The 20,921-nt window shown below is 69.9% G+C and carries 18 protein-coding genes; 12 read left to right on the forward strand and 6 right to left on the reverse strand.

The genetic code is table 11. From position 1 onward, the window contains the following. Positions 1-52: 52 nt before the first annotated feature. Positions 53-1,267 carry a protein kinase gene (locus AB4Z55_RS12285; protein ID WP_369519801.1) on the reverse strand — a complete coding sequence of 405 codons (1,215 nt, stop codon included), beginning with the start codon at positions 1,265-1,267 and terminating at the stop codon, positions 53-55. A gap of 153 nt (positions 1,268-1,420) precedes the next feature. Here AB4Z55_RS12285 and AB4Z55_RS12290 point away from each other — a divergent pair, with 153 nt between their 5' ends. Next, positions 1,421-1,786, forward strand: a complete 366-nt coding sequence (locus tag AB4Z55_RS12290; RefSeq protein ID WP_369519802.1) for an Rv2175c family DNA-binding protein — start codon at positions 1,421-1,423, stop codon at positions 1,784-1,786. Here AB4Z55_RS12290 and AB4Z55_RS12295 read toward each other — a convergent pair. Then, positions 1,755-3,389, reverse strand: a complete 1,635-nt coding sequence (locus AB4Z55_RS12295) for an alpha-(1->6)-mannopyranosyltransferase A (RefSeq protein ID WP_369519803.1) — start codon at positions 3,387-3,389, stop codon at positions 1,755-1,757. The two genes, AB4Z55_RS12290 and AB4Z55_RS12295, sit on opposite strands and share 32 nt — an antisense overlap. An 8-nt stretch (positions 3,390-3,397) precedes the next feature. Beyond that, entirely contained in the window at positions 3,398-4,630 is a 1,233-nt protein-coding gene (locus tag AB4Z55_RS12300) for a polyprenyl synthetase family protein (protein WP_369519804.1), read from the reverse strand. A gap of 11 nt (positions 4,631-4,641) precedes the next feature. Here AB4Z55_RS12300 and AB4Z55_RS12305 point away from each other — a divergent pair, with 11 nt between their 5' ends. Beyond that, positions 4,642-5,619, forward strand: a complete 978-nt coding sequence (locus tag AB4Z55_RS12305; protein ID WP_033203915.1) for a methylenetetrahydrofolate reductase — start codon at positions 4,642-4,644, stop codon at positions 5,617-5,619. 53 nt (positions 5,620-5,672) lie between these two features. On the opposite strand, the gene AB4Z55_RS12310 is transcribed toward AB4Z55_RS12305, so the two are convergent. The 3 genes from AB4Z55_RS12310 to AB4Z55_RS12320 all read right to left on the reverse strand — a co-directional run bounded on the left by AB4Z55_RS12310 (position 5,673) and on the right by AB4Z55_RS12320 (position 9,127). Continuing rightward, positions 5,673-6,647 (reverse strand): DUF3153 domain-containing protein, encoded by a 975-nt coding sequence (locus AB4Z55_RS12310; RefSeq protein WP_369519805.1) that lies wholly within the window; start codon positions 6,645-6,647, stop codon positions 5,673-5,675. 184 nt (positions 6,648-6,831) lie between these two features. Then, positions 6,832-8,451: a phytoene desaturase family protein gene (locus AB4Z55_RS12315; protein WP_369519806.1), complete on the reverse strand. Its 1,620-nt coding sequence runs from the start codon at positions 8,449-8,451 to the stop codon at positions 6,832-6,834. 1 nt (position 8,452) lies between these two features. Continuing rightward, complete coding sequence (locus AB4Z55_RS12320) at positions 8,453-9,127, reverse strand: GNAT family N-acetyltransferase (RefSeq protein WP_369519807.1); 675 nt, start codon at positions 9,125-9,127, stop codon at positions 8,453-8,455. 386 nt (positions 9,128-9,513) lie between these two features. Between AB4Z55_RS12320 and AB4Z55_RS12325 the strand changes: the two genes are divergently transcribed. From AB4Z55_RS12325 to murD, 10 genes are all read left to right on the forward strand, one after another. Further along, the gene (locus tag AB4Z55_RS12325) at positions 9,514-9,993 is read left to right on the forward strand and encodes an SAV_6107 family HEPN domain-containing protein (RefSeq protein ID WP_033204021.1); all 480 of its coding nucleotides are present in this window, start codon (positions 9,514-9,516) and stop codon (positions 9,991-9,993) included. A 166-nt stretch (positions 9,994-10,159) separates the two neighbouring features. Continuing rightward, positions 10,160-10,564, forward strand: coding sequence for a DUF3040 domain-containing protein (locus tag AB4Z55_RS12330; protein ID WP_004022882.1), 405 nt, complete (start codon positions 10,160-10,162; stop codon positions 10,562-10,564). 520 nt (positions 10,565-11,084) lie between these two features. Continuing rightward, the gene (gene mraZ, locus AB4Z55_RS12335) at positions 11,085-11,525 is read left to right on the forward strand and encodes a division/cell wall cluster transcriptional repressor MraZ (protein ID WP_064570559.1); all 441 of its coding nucleotides are present in this window, start codon (positions 11,085-11,087) and stop codon (positions 11,523-11,525) included. Between the two features lie 246 nt (positions 11,526-11,771). Beyond that, complete coding sequence (gene rsmH, locus AB4Z55_RS12340; RefSeq protein WP_248642958.1) at positions 11,772-12,758, forward strand: 16S rRNA (cytosine(1402)-N(4))-methyltransferase RsmH; 987 nt, start codon at positions 11,772-11,774, stop codon at positions 12,756-12,758. 2 nt (positions 12,759-12,760) lie between these two features. Next, positions 12,761-13,630 (forward strand): hypothetical protein, encoded by an 870-nt coding sequence (locus AB4Z55_RS12345; protein ID WP_239401054.1) that lies wholly within the window; start codon positions 12,761-12,763, stop codon positions 13,628-13,630. A gap of 108 nt (positions 13,631-13,738) precedes the next feature. Continuing rightward, the gene (locus tag AB4Z55_RS12350; RefSeq protein ID WP_004022878.1) at positions 13,739-15,664 is read left to right on the forward strand and encodes a penicillin-binding protein 2; all 1,926 of its coding nucleotides are present in this window, start codon (positions 13,739-13,741) and stop codon (positions 15,662-15,664) included. A 285-nt stretch (positions 15,665-15,949) separates the two neighbouring features. Further along, a complete protein-coding gene (locus AB4Z55_RS12355; RefSeq protein WP_369519808.1) occupies positions 15,950-17,623 on the forward strand; it encodes a UDP-N-acetylmuramoyl-L-alanyl-D-glutamate--2,6-diaminopimelate ligase in 1,674 nt (557 codons plus the stop codon). Continuing rightward, complete coding sequence (locus tag AB4Z55_RS12360) at positions 17,620-18,105, forward strand: hypothetical protein (RefSeq protein WP_004022876.1); 486 nt, start codon at positions 17,620-17,622, stop codon at positions 18,103-18,105. The genes AB4Z55_RS12355 and AB4Z55_RS12360 overlap by 4 nt, the downstream gene beginning before the upstream one ends. Positions 18,106-18,229: 124 nt before the next feature. Then, a complete protein-coding gene (mraY, locus tag AB4Z55_RS12365) occupies positions 18,230-19,327 on the forward strand; it encodes a phospho-N-acetylmuramoyl-pentapeptide-transferase (protein ID WP_004022875.1) in 1,098 nt (365 codons plus the stop codon). Positions 19,328-19,352: 25 nt separating this feature from the next. Beyond that, positions 19,353-20,918: a UDP-N-acetylmuramoyl-L-alanine--D-glutamate ligase gene (murD, locus tag AB4Z55_RS12370; protein WP_239401046.1), complete on the forward strand. Its 1,566-nt coding sequence runs from the start codon at positions 19,353-19,355 to the stop codon at positions 20,916-20,918. Positions 20,919-20,921: the final 3 nt, after the last annotated feature.

Raw genomic sequence — 20,921 nt, forward strand, 5'->3', positions numbered from 1 at the left:
CTCTGCTCCCTGCCCCCGGAGGTGCTGCGCTCGCACCTTCGGGGGCAGCGAGTCAGCCGATCGCGAGGAACGTGCTGCCGACCCAGAAGCCGAGGGCGCCGAGTCCCGCGGTGAGCAGCAGCACGACGACGATCCACATCAGGGCGCCCAGGCGGCTGCCGCCGATGAGTTCGGGCTCCACGGCCTCGGGCCGAGCGGTGCGGCGGGTCACGGGCCGCGGCGACGGTGCGAGGTCCTCGCGTTCGGCCGCCGGTTGCTCGACCGGGGTGTCGTTCGCCTGCCGTACCGGCTCGGACGCCGGGGTGTGCGGACCCGGCACCGACTGCACCCGCGTGCCGTGCCCGACGGGATCCGGACCCCGGTAGCGGGACACCGTCTGTCGCTCGGCCGACCGGCGGGGCGCCGGCACCGTGAACGGCGGGAGATCGAGTTCGTCGGCGACGCCGAGGAGCGCCCGCTGCATGTCGAAGCCGTCCACATACCGGTCGGCGGGGTTGCGTTCGGTCGCGCGCAGCACGATCTCGTCGAACTCCTCGGGCACCCCCGCGATCACGTCACCGGGCGCCGGCACATCGAAGCTGAGTCGCTGATAGGCGAGCGCGAGGGGCGAGTCGCCGGAGAAAGGTGTTCTGCCCGTGAGGAGTTCGAACATCATCACACCCATGGAATAGACGTCGCTGCGCGCATCGGCGTGGGTGGACTCGACCTGCTCGGGGGAGAGGTAGGCGGCGGTCCCGAGGATCACGCTCGCCGAGGTCACCCCCGCCTCGGCGACGGCGCGCACGAGCCCGAAGTCGGCAACCTTGACCTCGCCCTCGTCCGAGATGAGCACGTTCTCGGGTTTCACATCGCGATGGACCAGGCCCGCGGCATGTGCGGTGCCGAGTCCGCCCAGTACCGGCGCGGCCACCGCGACGACGGCATGGGGCGGCATCGGGCCGCGTTCGCGCAACAGTTCTCGCAGACTGCCCCCGTCGACCAGTTCCATCACCAGGAAGGCGATGCCGTTGTCGATGCCCTGGTCGTAGACGGCGACCAGCCCGGGGTGCTTCAGGCCGGCGACCGCACGCGCCTCGAACTCGAAGCGGCGCAGGAACTGTGGGTCACCGGAATAGCGGGAGTCCATCACCTTCACCGCGACGTCGCGCCCCAGCCGCAGGTCGACCGCGAGATACACCGCCGACATCCCGCCGCGCGCGATGGGCGCGTCGATCCGGTACCGGTCCTCCAGGACGGTCCCGAGCATCGTGTCGACGGGGGAGTTCACGCTGCCGAATCTACCTGCCGCCCGGGCCGGTCGAGAGCATCGGCACGATGCCGAGACCGACTGCGTTGCCGCCGGGCCTTCGCGGGTCTCGTTCGGCCGGTTGTCTCGACCCGACGGTTTCTCCCGCTTCCGACGACCGGTTACCCTTTCGACGTGGGTTCCCTACCGTTGTCGCCTGACACTCTGCCGTCCGACACCGAGTTCCTGTCGATCGACGATGTCGCCGACCGTCTCGGGGTGTCGACCAACCGAGTGCGCACACTCATCCGTGACCATCATCTGCTCGCGGTCAGCCACGATGGCCACCCGGCGATTCCGGCACTGTTCGTGGACGAGGACGGCGTCGCCAAGCATTTCTACGGACTCGTGGCGGTCCTGATCGACGGCGGTTACACGCGCGACGAAGTGATGGAGTGGCTGTTCACCGAGCAGCAAGATCTCGGTCTCCACCCGGCAGCTGCGTTGCACACGGATTTCGCCCGCGAGATCATCCGCCGGGCGCAGGCCCAGGCTTTCTGACCGGCGCCCCGGTCCCGAATTCCCCGGCCTCGAATTCCCCGGGTTCGGCGTCGGCGCGCGCCGACTTCTCGACCCCGGACTCCGCGATGGCATCCGACGCAGCAGCGCTCTCGCCGGCCGGGGTCGCACCCCAGGCCCACCTCCCGAACCGGCCCAGCCGCAACGGGTCCCGATGGGACAGCGACCACGCCGCGAGGCCCGCGAGTGCCGCGGCCAGCGCCACCTCGACGGGCTTGTAGAAGACGATCGCGTCGTCGGGCTGGAAGACGATCAGCAGGAAGGTCGACGCGCCGACGACCGTCGCCCGCACCCACATCGGCAGGTCGAAGGCGACCGCGATCACCAGCACCCAGGTGTAGTACCAGGGCAGCGTCGACGGTTCGAGCAGCAGCACGGCCAGCATCGCCCAGGCCATCCCGGCCACCGCATCCCGTGCGTCGTGTCGATGTCGCCACCACACCGCGACGAGGGTCACCGCGAGAACGACCGAACCGATCGCCCGGGTGACCTCCAGAACCGGTTGCAGGTTGAGTGCGACGAAGGGCGCCGCGATCAGGGTGACGAGATGGGCGGCGAGGGTGGGGATGGTGAACCAGTTGATGATGACGTCGGCCCACCCCAGACCGGTGAGCCAACCGAGTCCCAGACCGATCGCCAGGGTCCACACCCCGAACACCGCGACCGCGATGCCGACGATCGACGTGAACACCGTCACCACGTCGCGGGATGTCACCGGTCGACGAGAGCGGATGTGCGACAACCAGATCCACAAGACGAACGGCAGCGCGATCCCGGCGGTGATCTTGATCGACACGGCAAGCGCCAGGACCGACGTACCCCACACATGCCGGCCGTCGACCACCAGGACGATCCCGGTCACGAGCACGCCCATCATGAGCAACTCGACGTGCGGGCCCGCCACGAGGTGGATCAGGACCATCGGATTGAACAGGGCCAGCCACAGCCCGGCCTGGGGTGAGGCCCCGAACCGTTCGGCCAACCGCGGGATCGCCCAGAGCGCCAGAAACAGTCCGGGCAACAGCACGAGCCGGATGGCCAGCACGCCGATGATCGCGTGATCGCCGGTGATCTCGGTGACCACGCGCAGCATGCCCATGAAGAAGGGGCCGTAGGGAGCCGTCGTGGTCGCCCACACCTGCGCCATGCTGTCCACGAGTGGGCCCGGTAGGTGGGCGGGACCGTCCGCGTACGGATCGAAACCTGCGCCGAACACGGCGCCCTGCGCCAGGTAGGCGTAGACGTCGCGGGAGTACACCGGCACCGCCACGAGGAGTGGGGCGGCCCACACCAGTACCCACCGACTCAACGTCCGGGTCGATGGGGTGTGAGCAGAGCGGGAGAAGATCCGACGCCCCAGTCGGACCCAGCCGAACACCATGAGGAAGACGCCCAGCCAGAACAGGGTGCCGAAGACGTTCTTCCCGTGTCCGTAGGTGATCCAGCTCAGACCCAGATCGGACAGGACGGTCGAGTTCCGCGGCGGGTCGCCGACCCCGAAGCTGCCGAGGCAGACGAGCACGGAACCGACGGCGCCGAGGATCAGATCGAACCGGCCGGTCGAGCCGCGCTCGGCCCGTGTCACGGGAGCGTTCACGCCTCGCGGTGCGCGACGCGATGTGCGACCGCGATCAGCTCGGTGCGGATGTCGGCGCCGATGTCGGCGGCGTCGAGTGCGGACAGCGCCGACCCCAGCAGCTCGTCGATCGAGTTCTCGACTTCGGCCACCGCGCCCACCTCGACGAAAATGCCACGCGCGGAGTTCAACTCGTCATCGTCCAGGGCGCGCCCGAGGTGGGAGCGCAGACGGGCGCCGAGCGCCGGGTCGGCCGCGTCGGCTCGTTGCAGGGCGATCGCGAGCAGTGCCGTGCGTTTACCGGAGACCAGATCGTCGCCCGACGGCTTCCCGGTCCGTTCCGGATCGCCGAACACACCGAGCAGGTCATCGCGGAGCTGGAATGCGACGCCGAGATCGTGGCCGATGGACCGCAGGCCCGACACGAGATCGTCGGACGCACCGGCCAGCCGCGCGCCCAGTTCGAGGGGCCGCGCCACGGTGTAGGCGGCGGTCTTGAACTCCATCACGCGGTAGGCGGCCTCGGTCGAGTCGTCGCCGCCGGCCTCGTTGACGATGTCGAGGAACTGCCCGCCGAGGACCTCGGTCCGCATCGCCGCCCATGTCGCGCCCACCGCGGCGGGCAATGGGCGGCCGCCGTCCTCGACGGTCGATCCGTCCCTGCCGGTCGCGCCGACCTTGCTGCCGGTCGCGCCGACCCTGCTGCCGGTTGAGCCGACCCTGCTGCCGGTTGAGCTTGTCGAAACCCCCGGCCGATGACCGTGAACCAGGTCGTCCGCCCAGGCGAGCGCGAAGTCGCCGGCGAGGATCGCAGCGGCGACACCGTGCGCGCCGGGGTCGCCGGCCCACTTCGCGCTCTCGTGGCGCGACTCGAATTCGCGGTGCACCGTCGGAAACCCGCGACGGGTGTCGGACCGATCGATGATGTCGTCGTGGATGAGGGCGCAGGCCTGCACGAGCTCGAGTGCGGCGCAGACCCGCAGCGCGTCCCGCGGGCCGGGTGCATCGTGTCCGGCGACCGTGCGGTCCGACGACGATGTCCCGCAGCGCCAGCCGGCAAAGGCGAAGACCGGCCGGATGCGCTTGCCGCCCCGCAGGACGAAATCCCGGATCAGTTCGGCGGCCTCGCCGACCACCGGCGCGATCGCGGCGGTGGCGGGCACCGCGTCGGCGAAGAAGGCCCGCAACTCGGCCTCGACGGCGCCCGGGACCGCATCGAGCGAGGTGGGCGTGGGGATCGTGGAGGTCACCCTGCCAGGCTATGCGACCAGCTCCGTACACTGTGCGAGTGACCCCAACCGCTCCCGCACCCTCGATCGTCGAACGTCTGGCCGCTCCGCACCGCGGCCCGGTCCCGTTCTCCGTCGAGTTCTTCCCACCGCGTGACGCCGAGGCCGAGTCCCGGCTCTGGCGGGCGGTGCGCATCTTCGAGCGGTTGTCCCCGGCATTCGTCTCGATGACCTACGGCGCCGGCGGTTCCACCCGGGACCGCACCGTGCGCATCACCGGCGAGCTGGCCGCACAGACCACACTGCTGCCGGTGGCCCACCTGACCGCGGTCAACCACAGCGTCGCGGAACTGCGGGCACTGGTCGGCGCCTACGCCGACCAGGGCATCACCAACATCCTCGCGCTGCGCGGCGATCCGCCGGGCGATCCGCTCGGCGAGTGGGTCGCCCATCCCGACGGGGTCGAGTACGCCGAACAACTGGTCCGGCTCATCGACACCCTGGGCGACTTCCACGTGGGAGTGGCGTCGTTCCCGGAGACCCATCACCGGTCGCCCGACATCGATCACGACACCCGCACGCTGGTCGACAAGTTGCGCGCCGGTGCCGAGTACTCCATCACCCAGATGTTCTTCGACGTCGAGCACTACCTGCGGCTGCGCGATCGGGTCGCCGCCGCCGACCCCGAGCAGGGACTCAAACCGATCATCCCGGGCATCATGCCGGTGACCTCACTGGCCACCGCGCGGCGGATGGTCGAGCTGTCGGGTTCGGTGATCCCGCCCGACGTCGAGGAACGCTTCGCCAAGGCGGCCGGGAACGGTGCCGAGGAGGATCGCGCGTCGGTCCGCGCCGTCGGCATCGACTTCGCCACCGAGATGGCGCAGCGCCTCGTCGCCGAGGGCGCGCCGTGCCTGCATTTCTGCAGCCTCAACTTCGCCAAGGCCACGACCGAGGTCCTGGGCCGTCTCGGCGTGGACGTCGACGCCGCGCTGCACGTTCCGGCCTGAGCGGGGAGACCCGGCACGCCGGACCGGTGTCGACGCCGGACCGGCGTGCTGAATCACGTCCCGGCGGAGGGCTTCCGGTCCGTGGCGGGCGGTGCCGGTGACGCACCTGCCGCGGGATCGGCGGCTGCGGCGAGTCCCTCGCCCGAGATCGTCGACGGTGCGGACTTCGTCGGTACCGGCCGTCCGGGGCGTGGTCCGCGGTATCGCTTGCTGTAGGCGATCCGGACGATCACCAGGACCACCACGACGCACAGCAGGGCGACGAACCACGACCAGCTGCTGACCGCGGCGGTCGCCGGGTCCGGGTAGGTGGCGTCGGCGCTGAAGTCCGATGGTTCACCGGGTGCGGGCGTCCAGGTCACGGTCGATTCCCCGACCTGTTCACCGTTCGTCGCCGTCACCGGACCGCCGAAGGTGACGGTCAGCTGGACGTAGTCGCGTTCCGGGACGAGCTCGGTCAGGTCGGTGTCACCGCGGAATCGCACGACCTCGCCGCTGCGCTTGGCGGTGAGGTCCATCGTCAGCGAGGTGTCGCCGTAGGCGTCGGCCACGATGTCGCCGAGTTGGGCGAACTGACCTGCCGTCAGATCACTGAACGTCGCTCGCGAGCCCACCCGGGTGGCGGGATCGTCCTCGTCGGGACTCCCGTCCGCACCCGCGTCATCGTTACCGGCGGTCTCGGAGGGGGAGGAGGATTCGGATTCGGCCGGGCTCTCGGGTCCGGCGCCGGGAGTCGACGACGGCGCGTCGGGTCGCTCGGGCACCTGTCGGTAGTCGGTCACCGAGACCTGCCCGGCCATCGACTCGGGGAGATCGAACTGCGGTGTCCCGCGCGGATTGTCCGGGGTGGTCGCTACGACCACGCTCCCCGAGTAGCGATCACCGACCGTCGTCGACCGCTCGAGACAACCGGCCATCAACGGGGACAGGGCGACGAGGGCGACGGCCACCGCGGACGGCAGCAGGCGCCGGGCTCGGCGGGACTCGGGCGCACCCGGTACGGGATTCGACGAACGCACGGTGCTCATCGTGCCAGACCTCGACGGAAGCGCGGGGCACCCATCGTGCCGCGCCGCGTCGGGTCTCCCGGCCACCCCGATGTCGAACCACCCGGCCCGGACACCGCCCACCGCGGCCCACGCGGCAGATCGCGGGCGGCGGTCGCTCGAGGGTTCTTGTCCAGGGCGCTTCTCGGGTCGGACGGTCGGCGAGTCAGGATCGGCGGCCGAACCCCCGGCGCCCGCGCCGCAGAGCCGACTGGGCGGCGATGTACCCGCTGGCGCCGGTGACACCCCCACCGGGGTGTGTCGACGCGCCGGCGAGGAGCAGCCCGTCGGCGCCGGGCACCCGGTGACCCGCGAGGTCGGGGGTCGGGCGCCACATGAACATCTGGTCGATGGACATCTCGACGTGCATGATGTTGCCGCCGATCAGGCCCAGCTCGTCGGCGAGATCCCGCGGTGTCTGGATGTACCGGTGTGCGATCGACTCGGCGAATCCGGGTGCATGGCGGTCGACCTCGTCGCAGACGGCCTTCGCGGCCCGGTCGGCCGCGGCGGGCCAGTCGCCCTCGGCCAGCCGGTACGGATGCCACTGCGCCCACAGGTTGATGACGGAACGGCCCGGCGGAGCGAGTGTCGGATCGATCGCCGAGTAGCTCATCGCGACCACGGCGGGACGCGGCGGGAGCTCGCCCACCGACGCCGCGGCGTGGGCCCGGGTGAGGTGGGCGCGGTCGGTGACGAGCAGTCCCAGAGCCGAATGGACACCGTGCTCGGGCAGGTCGTCCGGCAGATCCCGGTAGGCGGGCAGACTCGTCGTCCCCAGCCGTACCGCCATACCGATCCCGCTGCCGACGACGATGGCGCGTCGCCACCGGTCGATGGTGCCGGCGTCGTAGCCGCCGGCGGCGAGGAGATCCAGCGTCGTCAGCACGTGGCAGGCGCTGATGATGGTGCCGGCACAGCGGGTTTCGCCGCTGCGGGTGAGTACTTGCCAGTGGTCGCCGCAGCGCGCGATGGAGACCGCGGGGTCGCCGCACGAGACGATGCCGCCGTCGTGGTCGATCCGGTGTACGAGTGCGTCGGTGAGGGCACCGCTGCCCCCGATCGCGCGGCCGGGTGGAATCCGGTGCATGAGTGCGGCGAAGCCGATCATCGGTGCGGTCCCCGGTGCACTCATCGGCGGCCCGGACTGCGCGCCGAACCACGCGAGTCCGGCCTTGAGCTGTTCGGAGTCGAAGTACTCGTCGAGAAGCGAGTCGCCCGAGGCCATCAACTCGGCGGTGAGGTTCAGCACCCGGCCGCCCCGCCGGCCGAGGAATCCGGTGCGCGCCGTGGTCGCGGTGTCGCCGAGCCCGCCGAAGGCCCGACCGAACCGACCCATCGTCGCGGGTTGGTAGAACGCGTCCATGACCGCGCGGGCACGTGGTGTCCACGTGGCGACGAATCGGCGGTAGGCGGCGGCATCGGCTGCACCACAGGCATTTTCGATCGACGTGCAGGTCGCGGCGAGGTCGGTGCGGAAGACGATCGGCGGGGCCGTCTCGGTCGCCGGGACGAACGCCCACGGATCGCAGTCGACGTACCGCAGACCGTGTGCGGCCAGCTCGAGGTCGTCGAGGACGGGGGAGTGACGGATCATCAGGTGCGACGACGACCCGCGGTCGACCCGGTGCCCGGGGAACCGTTCGACGGTCGAGACGGCGCCGCCGGGGATCTCGTCCCGCTCGAGGACCTCCACCTCCCGTCCGGCCTGAGCCAGATAGGCCGCGGCGATCAGCCCGTTGTGGCCCCCGCCGATGATGACGGCGTCGCGCCGGGTTCCGTGCATGTCAGCTCCCGGCTTCGGCGCGGCGGGCCGCGGTCGGCGGTTGTAGTTCGAGGGGGAGCGGCCGTCCGAGGAAGGCGAACGGACGGGGGTCGCCGGTGAAGGTGAAATGACGCAGGACGTCGGTGAAGCCCATCCGCCGGTACAGCGACCACGCCCGGTTGTCCTCGGCAGGGATCTCCGGGGTCGAGAGGAGTACGTGACGTTCGGGCCGGTCGGCGAGAAGCCGCGCGAGCAGCCACTGGCCGATTCCTCGTCCCTGGGCGGTGGGGTGCACGTGCAATTCGGTGAGTTCGAAGTAGTCGCGAGCGATCGCCTCGATCGTCTCGGGCGGCCGGCCGGTCTGACGGAGTCCGAGTCGCAGCTGCTGGTTCCACCATTGGCCGGTCGCGCCCGTGTATCCATAGGCGATGCCGACCAGCAGGTCGTCGGGCCCGATGCCGACCGGCGGACCCACCCGACGGCGCGCGGCAGGCATGGTCCGCGCCTCGTGGGGACTCACGGTCTCGACCGCTCCCACCGCGCGCCATCCGGGCCGACCGATGTGCTCACGCCAGAGCCCGGCGCGGTGGATCTCGGTACCGCGCGGATAGTTCATCGCGGTCACGTAGATCTCCAGTGCGGGCTCGAGCCAGGCCCGGGCGTCCTGGCCGGTCAGGCTCACCAGGCGGATCGTCAACGGACTCCCGTTCTCCTCGTCGTCGTTCTTTATGTCGTCGGCTCTGTGTTGTCGTCACCGCGTATGAGTCGCCCGGCATCACCGCCGGCGCACCGCCCTCTGGGGTGGATACCGGCGCCGGACACTTCCGGGAATTGTCCTATCGATGATGCACACTCGGCAGGAATCGGGTCGCGGGTGGTGGCGTTGTACAGGCCGGCGGTGGTTTCGGGTCACAGATGTCTTGAACACCGACGCCGGGCTAGCTATATTGAACGTGTCGAACGGATGTTCGATGAATGTGCCTCCGCAAGCTGTTCGCGTTCATCCACGACACGGTCCGGCGGCGGACGAGGGAAGCGTCTGCCGCCGGACACAACGACCACACGCACGAGGAGGAGGACGGCATGGCCAGGAGTCGCAGCGCCACAGCTCTCACCCACGGGGCACCCGTCGATCCGGTGATGGTCGGCCGCGCCCGCGATCTCCTCGAGCGCGCACACCTGCTCCTCGACAATGCTGACGGTGTCGACGACGGTGCCGAACGTTTTCGACAGCTGTATCTGGTCGCCCTCCGCGCGTCGGGTGCGGCCCTGGCCGTCCACGAGCCGATCGGCACGGTCCGGCGCAGGACGTCGACCTCGAACGCGTGGACGCGCATCGGCATGGTCGCACCTGAGCTGGCGCCGATCGCAGCCCGGTTCGCGGCGCTCTCGCCGGTGCGGATGAAGATCGAGTCCGGCATCATCCGCACGGTCGACCCCGACAGCGTGGCCGGAATGCGTCTGCTCGTCCTCGACTTCCTGCGCCAGGTCGAGACGATGGTCATCGCCTACGAGCAAGGAAAACTCGGTTTCGAGGCCCCGCAGATCGGCGCGACAGCGTGAATCGGGCCACACTTTGCCGTATCTCGCACCGGCCGGTCATCCGCAACGGCGAGTAATGGTGGTCGCGGTCGGTTTCACCTCGTATCATGGGACGATATAGGCGCAGACGCCTTTCCGGTCGCGGGTGACCTTCGTCGGCGTCGCGGATCAGTGAGAAGGAGGGTCGGTGCCACTTTCGGAGCACGAGCAACGCATGCTCGAACAAATCGAGAGCGCGCTGTACGCGGAAGACCCCAAGTTTGCGTCCAGTGTCAAGCGTCGACGTCTGGGGAGGTCGAGCGGTCGTCGTCGCTTGCAGGCGGCGGCGATCTTCGTCGTCGGCCTGGTGATGCTGGTCGGCGGACTCATCGTCGACATCAGCATCGGCGGATTCCCGATAGTGAGCCTGCTGGGCTTCCTGGTGATGTTCGGGGCCGGTCTCTTCGCTCTCTGGGGAGACAGCAGCGGCACCGCCGAGTCCGGTTCGTCGGCGCCCAGGGCCGGCAAGAAGCAATCCGGGTCGTCCGGCGGCAAGCGCAAGCTGTCCGAACGTATGGAGGAGCGATTCAATCGCCGGTTCGAGCAAGAGTGATCCGCTGATCGCGACTCCGCGTTCGTCGATCGGCTGACCGACCCCGCGACACAACTGCATAGAGAGAGCCGCGTGCCTTCGGGCACGCGGCTCTTTTCGTGCTGCCGTTCGCCTCCTGTGAGTTCCGAAACACTGCGCGACGCACGGTCGAAGGGATCGGACGCACGGTCGACGGGATCGGACGCCCAGTCGACGGTGTCCCCACTTCACCCCACCGGCGATCCCCACTTCCCCCCACCGGGGCGCCCCACTATGCCCCACCCATCGGTTTCGCCTCGTCATTCAAGCCTCTCTCGCATCACAAACACCTCTTGTCACGCCGCTCGCGTCGAGATTCCTTCTCGCGACGCGCCGAGGCAGGCTTCGCCACACTCGAATCAATGTCTCTGAACTGCATATTTGCTGAGGTGGGGTGAATCAGGGGGCCGTGTGGGGTGGAAAGTGGTGGAAAGTGGGGTACTGTGGCATCACCGGGTGAGGCGCAGGACGGCGCAGAATCCGGTGGGCAGGAGGTGTCGACGTGTCCGTGCGATTCGTCGGTACCTACACGCCCAAGTTGGACGACAAGGGGCGGCTCACGCTGCCCGCCAAGTTCCGCGACGCACTGGCAGGAGGGGTAGTGGTCACCAAAGGCCAAGATCACAGCTTGTCGGTGTACCGGACCGAGGAGTTCGATGCGATCGCCGCTCGGATCGTCGAGGCATCTCGAAACGATCCCGATCTGCGTGCCTTCCAGCGAACCTTCTTCGCCGGTTCGGAAGAACAACGACCAGATGGTCAGGGCAGGATCAGCCTGTCCGCCGACCATCGTGTCTACGCGGGGCTGACGAAGGAGTGCGTGGTGTTCGGCAGTTTCGACCACCTCGAGATCTGGGACTCGGCCGCGTGGAACGAGTACCAGACCAGCCACGAGGAGAACTTCTCGGCCGCCAACTCCGCGGCCCTGAACGCGGTGCTGTAGCCGGGCCACCCAGGCCCGGCGACCGACCAAGAGACAGACCGAAGAGACAGCAACCGATGGGCGAGTTCGGTGCCCAGAGGCTTCGGGTGGCACGAGGCCTCGGCCCGGTCGCGACCCTGGCGTACTTCCCCAACGCCAGGTGCGTGATCGGGTCGGGACCCCGCTCCATCCGACCGCCTGCTCTCGCCGACCCGAAGCAACCGCCCACCGCCGATACCGCACACATGCCGATGGGGGGTCTTCATCATGGTCGATGCAGGTGACGAACCTCGCCGTTCCGGCGAGTACGGACACGTACCGGTGATGGGTGCTCGGATCGTCGAACTACTCGCCCCCGCACTGGATTCCGATGAACCACGGGTCTTCCTCGACGCCACGCTCGGCGCCGGCGGGCACAGCCAACTCATCCTCGAGTCGTTCCCGAACGCCAGGGTGGTCGGCATCGATCGAGATGCGTCCGCCCTCGAGATCGCCCGCGCACGCCTGGCTTCGTACGCCGACCGGATCTCCCTGCACCAGGCCACGTTTCACCAGATCCGTGAGGTGATGGACGCGGCGGGCGAATCGGCGCTCGACGCCGCGCTGTTCGATCTCGGTGTGTCCTCGATGCAGCTGGATCAAGCGGGGCGCGGGTTCGCCTACGCGGTGGACGCACCGCTGGACATGCGGATGAATGCCGACGACCCGCTCACCGCCGCTGACGTGCTCAACACGTATTCGCACGGTGAATTGGCCCGCGTGCTCTCCGATTACGGCGAGGAACGATTCGCCGGGCGGATCGCGTCGGCGGTTCTCCGCGAGCGGGACAAGCAGCCGTTCACTACCAGCGCACGTCTCGTCGAACTGCTCTACGACGCGATCCCCGCGGCCACCAGGCGGACCGGCGGGCACCCGGCCAAGCGGACCTTTCAGGCACTGCGCATCGAGGTCAATCACGAATTGGACGTCCTGCGTGAGGCATTGCCCGCGGCGCTGGACTCACTCGTGGTCGGTGGCCGGGTCGCGGTGATGAGTTATCAATCGTTGGAGGACCGGATCGTCAAGCGCGAGTTCGCCACGCGCACGACGTCGACCTCGCCTCCCGGGCTTCCCGTCGAATTGCCCGGCACTGCACCGGATTTCCGTCTCATCACCCGCGGGGCCGAGCGTCCGGACGACACCGAACTGGCCACCAATCCGCGCTCGGCACCGGTTCGTGTCCGCGCGATCGAACGAGTCGAGAAGAAGGGCTGAGCATGACCATCCTGCACGAGGCCCCGTCGCGTGCCGCCGACGACGACCGCGACTCTCGACGGTCCCGCCGGACCCGCATCGAGTCCGAACGGGCGACACGGTCGCGCGCCGCCCAGCGCGCACTCGACCGGCGCCATCGCCGGACCGCAGCAGGTCGTGCCGCGCCGACGCGTCGCACCGGCGGTGGACTGTCGATGACCGGGGTGTCCCTGCGAGAACGACTGCAGCACACCCCGTTCGTCGTGCCGGTCATCGCGCTGCTGGTACTCGGGCTGGGGCTCAGCCTGTGGCTGTCGACCAAAGCGGCACAGGACTCCTACAAGCTGGGCATCGAGCGGACACAGAACCAGTCCCTCATCGATCAGCGGGACGCACTCAAGCGCACCTACGAATCGGGGAACTCGGCGCCCGAATTGTCCGACAAGGCAGCACGTCTCGGGATGATCCCGGCCGACAACCCGGCTCGCATGATCGTCGACGACCCGCGTCGTCCCCGAGTGGTGGGCAAGCCGGAGCCTGCCTCCGGCCGTCCGATGGGGAGTCTGAATCCGGACACCGCACCGGATCCCGCGGACTCGGTCGACCCGAGCCAGGTCGACGACTCGATCGGGCTGGGTGGGCGGTCGGGGTCGGCGGGTTCCGAGGCGGGCCGCACGACCACCCCCCAGCCCACTCCGTCGCCATCGGCTGCCGGTCAACCGACCACACCCTCGCAATCCGCACCCTCGCAATCCGCCCCGTCGCAGACCGCCCCGCCCGGTGCGAATCCGCTGCCGTCCGGGACGAATCCGGTGCCGTCCGGAACGAGTGCGGTTCCGCCGGCCGCACCGTCGACACCGACCCCGGCGCCGAATGTGGTGCCGAGCCCGTGAGTCATCGGTGTCCCGGCCCGCAACGTGGGCTGGGTCTCCGGCGTCATCTCCAACCCGCCGGGATCAAATCCGGTGTAACGACGTTGAAGCGGTGAACAATTGACGACCATGACACGTGCGACCTTCGAGCGGCTCGGCGCCGGGCCGTCACGACCGGGACGTCGCCCCGGTGGAGGGCCGGCCGCGGGGTCGGGAGGGCCGAAGCGGCCGGGGACCGGCAAGCGGAACGGCCGGGGCCCGCAGAGCTTCGTCTTCCGTGCGCGCGCGGCCGGCGTGCTGGTGCTGCTCGTCGTTCTCGCCGTCGCGGTCAAGATGATCGTCGTGCACACGGTGCAGGCGGGGTCGATCTCCGCCGAGGCCGCGCAGCAGCGCGAGTACACCCAGGTCCTGACCGCCAAGCGCGGAGCGATCCTCGATCGCAACGGGCGCCCGCTCGCCTACACCGACGAAGCCAGGTCGTTGACGTTCTTGCCCAAGGCCGTTCGCAAGACGATCGACGAGGAGCATCGCAAGAATCCGGCCCTGCCAGACGTCGACACGAGGCTGAAGGAGATCGCCAAGGGCGTGTCGGTGGCCCTCGGCGGTTCGATCAGCGAAGAGGATCTGCTCGCCAAGGTCACCGGCGAGGACACCTTCGTGTACCTCGCCCGGTCGGTGAGCCCCGACGTCGCGTCGCGGATCACCGAGGAGTTCCCCGAGGTCGGCGCCGACCCGCAGAGCATCCGCCTCTACCCGGGCGGGTCGCTGGCCGCGAACGTGGTCGGCGACGTCAACTACGACGGCAACGGCCTCATCGGACTGGAGGCGTCGCTGGACTCGATCCTGTCCGGAACCGACGGTTCGCGGACCTATGACCGCGGGTCGGACGGCGCGGTCATCCCCGGCAGCATGCGCAACGTGCACCCGGCGCTCAACGGCGCCACGGTGCGCCTCACCCTCGACTCCGACATCCAGTGGTTCGTCCAGAGCCAGATCATGAAGGCCAAGCAGGCTTCCGGCGCGCAGGGGGCCTCCGCGGTCGTGCTGGACGCGCGGACCGGCGAGGTGCTGGCGATGGCGAACGACGGGACCTTCAACGCGTCGGTCCCGCTGTCCGAGCAGCCGGACGCCGACCTGGGCAACCCGGCCGTCACCTCGCCGTTCGAGCCGGGTTCGGTCAACAAGCTCATCGCGGCCGCGGCCGCCGTCGAGTATGGGATCACCAAGCCCGACACCGTCCACCAGGTTCCCGGGAGCATCCGGATGGCCGGCGTGACCGTGCGTGATGCGTGGCCACACGGTGTCGAGCCGTACACCACGACCGGCATCTTCGGTAAGTCCTCGAACGTCGGCACCCTGATGCTCGCGCAGCGCATCGGCGAGGAGCGCTTCGCCGACATGGTGAAGAAGTTCGGTCTCGGTCAGCGAACCGGGGTGGGCCTGCCCGCGGAGAGCGCGGGCGAGGTGCCCGCGCTGAGCCAGTGGTCGGGTGGCTCGTTCGCCAACCTGCCCATCGGACAGGGGCTTTCGATGTCCTTGTTGCAGATGACCGCGATGTACCAGGCGATCGCCAACGACGGACTGCGCATCCCGCCACGGATTCTGTCCTCCGAACAGCGCGACGGGTCGGCACCCGACGACCGGGCGCGACCCCAGCCGGTCCGCGTCGTGAGCGAGTCGACCGCCCGCACCGTCCGGGACATGTTCCGGTCGGTGGTCCAGGACGATCCGACGGGTGAACAGCAGGGCACCGGGACCAAGGCGGCGGTCGACGGCTATCAGGTGAGCGGGAAGACCGGCACCGCCCAGCAGGTCGATCCGGCGTGTGGGTGCTACTCGAACTCGCGGTACAACATCACCTTCGCGGGGATCGCGCCCGCCGACAACCCGCGCTACGTCGTCGGGATCATGCTCGACAACCCGCGTCGCAGTTCTGACGGATCGGGCGGTCAGTCGGCGGCACCGCTGTTCTCGACCATCACCTCGTGGATGCTCCAGCGCGCCCAGGTGCCGCTGTCGGCTCCGACGCCGCGACTGACCCTGACCGCGCGGTAGGCCGTACGGCGTCGCCCGCCGGCCGGTCGCTCGATCCGGCAGGTGTCGCCGTGGCGCACCGTGTGCCGGACCTGTCCGGGCGGGCCGGTATCGTGAGTGCGATTCTGCGCCGCCCGGAGAGGGGTCGACGCGCCCAGCGGCCCGCCCCGATCCGACGTCCGATCCGACCCCGCACGGATCCGCCCCGCACGACCAGTACTTGCCCGCGCAGGCGGACCGCCCGCCCGAGACCAGAAACCCCGAGACCAGCAACCCGAGAGAAAACCGAGGAGGCGAGGAGCACCGATGGCGTCTCGTCGACGATCACCGGACCGCAGTGGTGGACCGATCCGTCCCCGGCAGGTCACACCGACACCCGTGTCGGTGCTGTCCACCGCCACCGGCGCCAGACTCGACCTCGTCGGTGGCGCAGACGCCGAGACGGACGTCACCGGCGTCACCCTGCGTGCACAGGAGGTGCGGCCCGGTGATCTGTTCGCCGCGCTGCCCGGGTCGAGCACCCACGGCGCCCGGTTCGCCGACCAGGCCGTGGCGGCCGGTGCGTCGGCGATCCTCACCGATCCGGCCGGCCGGGCCGAACTCGCCCGCGTGCTGCCGCCGGAGACCGCCGTGGCGGTCCTCATCCATCCCACTCCGCGCACGGTCCTCGGCAATGTCAGTGCGCGCGTCTACGGCAACCCGTCACAACGGCTCAAGCTGATCGGCATCACCGGCACGTCGGGCAAGACCACGACGTCCTACCTGATCGAAGCCGCCCTGCTGGCCGCCGGCCACTCCGTCGGCCTGATCGGCACCGTCGAGACGCGGGTGAACGGCATCGCACAACCGAGTTCGCTGACCACGCCGGAGGCACCGACCCTCCAGGCCCTGCTCGCGGCGATGCTCGAGGACGGCGTCGACATCGTGGTGATGGAGGTGTCGAGTCACGCGCTGGCCCTCGGTCGCGTCGACGGTGCGCATTTCGCGATCGGCGCCTTCACCAACCTCTCGCAGGACCACCTCGATTTCCACCAGACGATGCGCGCCTACTTCGATGCGAAGGCGCAGCTGTTCGTCCCGTCCGCCCCGACCCATGCGGTCCGGGCGGTCGTGTGCGTCGACGACGAGTGGGGTCGGCGGATGGCCGAGCTCGCCCGGCGGCCGGGCGAGGCCGCCCATCTGCAGCCGGTCCTGGTGTCCACCGGGCCGACGCCGGCCCACTGGCACGCGGGTGAGTCGTCGCTCGAGGCCGACGGTTCGTCGCGTACACCGTTCGCCGAGCCGGACGGCGACCACGAGCTCCGCATCCCGCTGCCCGGCCGGTACAACGTGGCCAACGGGCTCCTCGCCGTCGCCGTCGCGCACGCCGCGGGGGTGCCGGTGCCGACCGCGCTCGAGGCGGTCGCGTCGGTGAGCGTGCCGGGACGCCTGCAGCGCATCGACCGCGGGCAGCCCTTCCTGGCGCTCGTCGACTATGCCCACAAACCGGGCGCGGTCGATGCCGTGCTGACGACCCTGCGCGGCCAGTCGCCCGGACGGGTCGCCATCGTCATCGGCGCCGGCGGCGACCGCGACACCGGGAAGCGTCCGCTGATGGGGGAGGCCGCCGCGCGCGGCGCCGAGCTCGTCGTCGTCACCGACGACAACCCGCGTACCGAGGACCCCGGTGCGATCCGCGCCGAGGTGCTCGCCGGGGCCCGCGCGGTGCCGGAGACGCAACGCCCCCGGGGTGCCGAACCGATCCGGGAGATCGGCGACCGGGCCGCGGCGATCGAGGCGGCGATCGGCTGGGCGAAGCCCGGTGACATCGTGCTGGTCGCGGGCAAGGGACACGAGGCAGGTCAGGAGATCGACGGCGTGAAGCATCCCTTCGACGACCGCGAGGTCGTCGCCCGTGCGTTGGAGTCCCGTGTGCAGGAGTCCCGGGCACAGGAGTCGACCCCCGGGACCCCGGATTCGGCAACCGGGGACCGGTCATGACGACGCCGTCGGTCACGGTGATCCGTGGGAACCCGCCGGTGTCGGTCGACGACGCCCGTCTGCTGCTCCGGCGCCTCGCCGAATCCGCCGGGGCGGGCCGCACCTGGGCGGTGATCGCCGAACTCGCCTCGCCGGCGGGGCTGACCGAGAACCAGCGCGTCGTCGAACACGATCTGCTGGGTCGTCTGGCGGTCCGGCTGGCCGTCGACAAGACTCTCTGCGTAGGCGACTCGCGGTCCGTGCACGCACTGCATCAGGGCGCTGTCATGGAGGGTTCCTGGGGCGACGAGGCCCGCATCGTCGCATCGGCCGACGAGGCCGCCGGTCTTGCCGACACCGACCCGGACTGGCGTCCCGCCGCCGGCGACGTGATCCTGCTGGCGACGGCCACCGCCGATCTCGACGCGGTGGTCTCCGCGTGGTCGGAGCACGGGGGATGGCAGGTCGTCGTTGCGGCGACCGGCGAGGAGTCGGCGCCATGAACGGCGGGACAACCATCGGGACGGCGATGCCGTACCGGCGCGGGGCACAGGACGGGTTCGGGGGAACGATCGTGGTCGAGGACAGAATTCCGGTCGGGTACGGAGAGGATGCGGGGGCAACGCGGTGACACAGATACTCCTCGCGGGCGCGATCGCGATCGCGGTGTCGATCCTGTTGACGCCGATCCTGATCAAGGTCTTCTCCCGGCAGGGATTCGGGCAGGAGATCCGGGTCGAGGGTCCGCAGAGTCACCAGACCAAACGCGGTACCCCGTCGATGGGTGGAGTCGCGATCCTCGCCGCGCTGTGGGCGGGTTACTTCGGTGCCCATCTCATCGGGGTGTTCACCGACGCCGGGAACGGGCCCACCGCGTCCGGCCTGCTCGTCCTCGGCCTGGCGACCGCGCTGGGCGTCGTCGGGTTCCTCGACGACATCATCAAGATCCGCAAGCATCGCAACCTCGGTCTGAACAAGACCGCGAAGTCGATCGGCCAGTTCATCGCCGCCATCCTCTTCGGCATCCTGGTGCTGCAGTTCCGCAACGACTACGGGTACACGCCGGCGAGCACGAACCTGTCCTACGTCCGCGACATCGACGCGATCACGCTCGGTTCGGTGGTGTTCGTGGTCTTCTGCTGGCTCGTCGTCGCAGCGTGGTCGAACGCGGTGAACTTCACCGACGGACTCGACGGCCTGGCGGCCGGCTCGATGGCGATGGTCCTGGGCTCCTACGTCCTGGTCACGTTTTTCCAGTTCGTCAATGCCTGTGCGGGTGGCGCCAAGCCGCCCAGCGAGATCCCCACGGGGTGCTACCAGGTGCGCGACCCGCTGGACCTCGCGCTGATCGCGGTGGCCGGCGGCGGCGCATGCCTGGGCTTCCTCTGGTGGAACGCGGCTCCGGCCAAGATCTTCATGGGGGACACCGGCTCGCTGGCCCTCGGCGGAATGCTCGCCGGCCTGTCCATCACCACGCGGACCGAGCTGCTCGCGGTCGTCATCGGCGCACTGTTCGTCGCCGAGATCATGTCGGTGGTGATCCAGATCGCCTTCTTCCGGACGACCGGACGACGCGTGTTCCGGATGGCGCCCTTCCACCATCACTTCGAACTCGGCGGCTGGGCCGAGACCACCGTGATCATCAGGTTCTGGTTGCTCACCGCGATCGCGTGCGCCCTCGGTCTGTCGCTGTTCTACGGCGAGTTCCTCACCACCAATGGCTGATCGCCCGGTGCGGGATCCGGAACCGATGAGGTCGGAGCCTTCGGGGCCCGACCCGCGCGAGCTGGCCGGCCGGATCGTGGTGGTCGGCGGCGCCGGGACCGCCGGTCTGTCCGCCACCCGATTCCTCGTCACGCTCGGCGCCGATGTGCTTCTGGCCGACGATCGCTTCGCCGGCCGCGATGCGTCCCCGGCCGATCGAGAGACCGCGGCCGGTGCGGTCCCCGGGGTCGCGGAACTGGCCTCGCGGGGGGTCGAGCCGATTGCCGTCGCGGATCTGCTCGCCGACCCCGCACGGATGGCGACCGCCGCGGTGGTCATCGTCTCGCCCGGCTTCGCGCCCACACACCATCTGGTGCGGGCGGCGACCGACAGCGGCGTACCGGTCTGGGGCGAGGTCGAACTCGCCTGGCGCGTCGACGCAGCAGGACTCCTCGGCGAACCTCGCACCTGGCTCGTGGTGACCGGCACCAACGGCAAGACGACGACCACCTCGATGCTCGCCGGGATCGTCGAGGCCGCGGGTCGCGCAGGCGCTGCCTGCGGCAACATCGGTCTCCCGGTGCTCGATGCGATGCAGGCCGATCCGCGAGTGGATGTGCTCTGCGCCGAGTTGTCGTCGTTCCAGCTGCACTGGGCGCCCTCGGTCCGTCCGGATGCCGGGGTGGTGCTCAACGTCGCCGATGACCACCTCGACTGGCACGGAACATTCGACGCGTACGCGCTCGCGAAGGCGGGAGCCCTGCGCGGTGCGGTGGGTGTCGTCGGCCTCGACGATCCGGTCGCGTCCGGGCTGCCCGCCGCGGGCCGGCGCATCGGCTTCACCCTGTCCGAGCCGCAGCCCGGGCAGCTCGGTGTCGAGAACGGCCGGTTGACCGATCGCGCCTTCGACGCCGGCCGGCTGTTCGACGCCGACGCGGTGCGACCGGCCGGGCCGTCGGGTGTTGCCGACGCCCTGGCCGCCTCGGCCCTGGCGCTCGCGGCCGGCATCGGAGCCGACGCGATCCGGGCCGGGCTGGCGGCGTTCCGTCCGGCCGGTCATCGTGGTGAGGTCGTCGCGTCCCGGGACGGGGTGGTCTTCGTCGACGACTCGAAGGCCACCAATCCGCATGCCGCGCAGGCCGCGGTGGCTGCCTTCGAGCGGGTCGTGCTGATCGCGGGCGGTCTGCTCAAGGGCGCGTCGATGGACGAGATGCTGACCGCGGTCCGAGCTCGGCTCGTCGGCGTGGTCGCGATCGGGCGCGACCGCGACCTTGTGATCGAGGCGATCGCGCGACACGCCCCAGAAGTCCCAACAGTCACAGTATTCACAGGAGACGATGACACGGTGAACGTGCATCGTCCGGGACAGGCTGGTCCCCAAGCCTCAGCATCCGATCGCCCGGGTTCGGGCTCCTCGGCGTCGGTCGCGGTCATGGACCGGGCCGTCGAGGAGGCCTGGGCGTTCGCCGTCGCGAGCTCACCCGCCCCCGACGCCGTGCTGCTCGCCCCCGCGGCGGCCTCGTTGGACATGTTCGCCGGTTACGGTGCGCGCGGGGACGCCTTCGCCGCTGCCGCACGCCGGATCGCCGGCTCGCCCCGCGCCGGACGGTGAGTC

The sequence above is a fragment of the Gordonia sp. ABKF26 genome, from assembly GCF_041103195.1.
Classification (GTDB): Bacteria; Actinomycetota; Actinomycetes; order Mycobacteriales; family Mycobacteriaceae; genus Gordonia; species Gordonia terrae.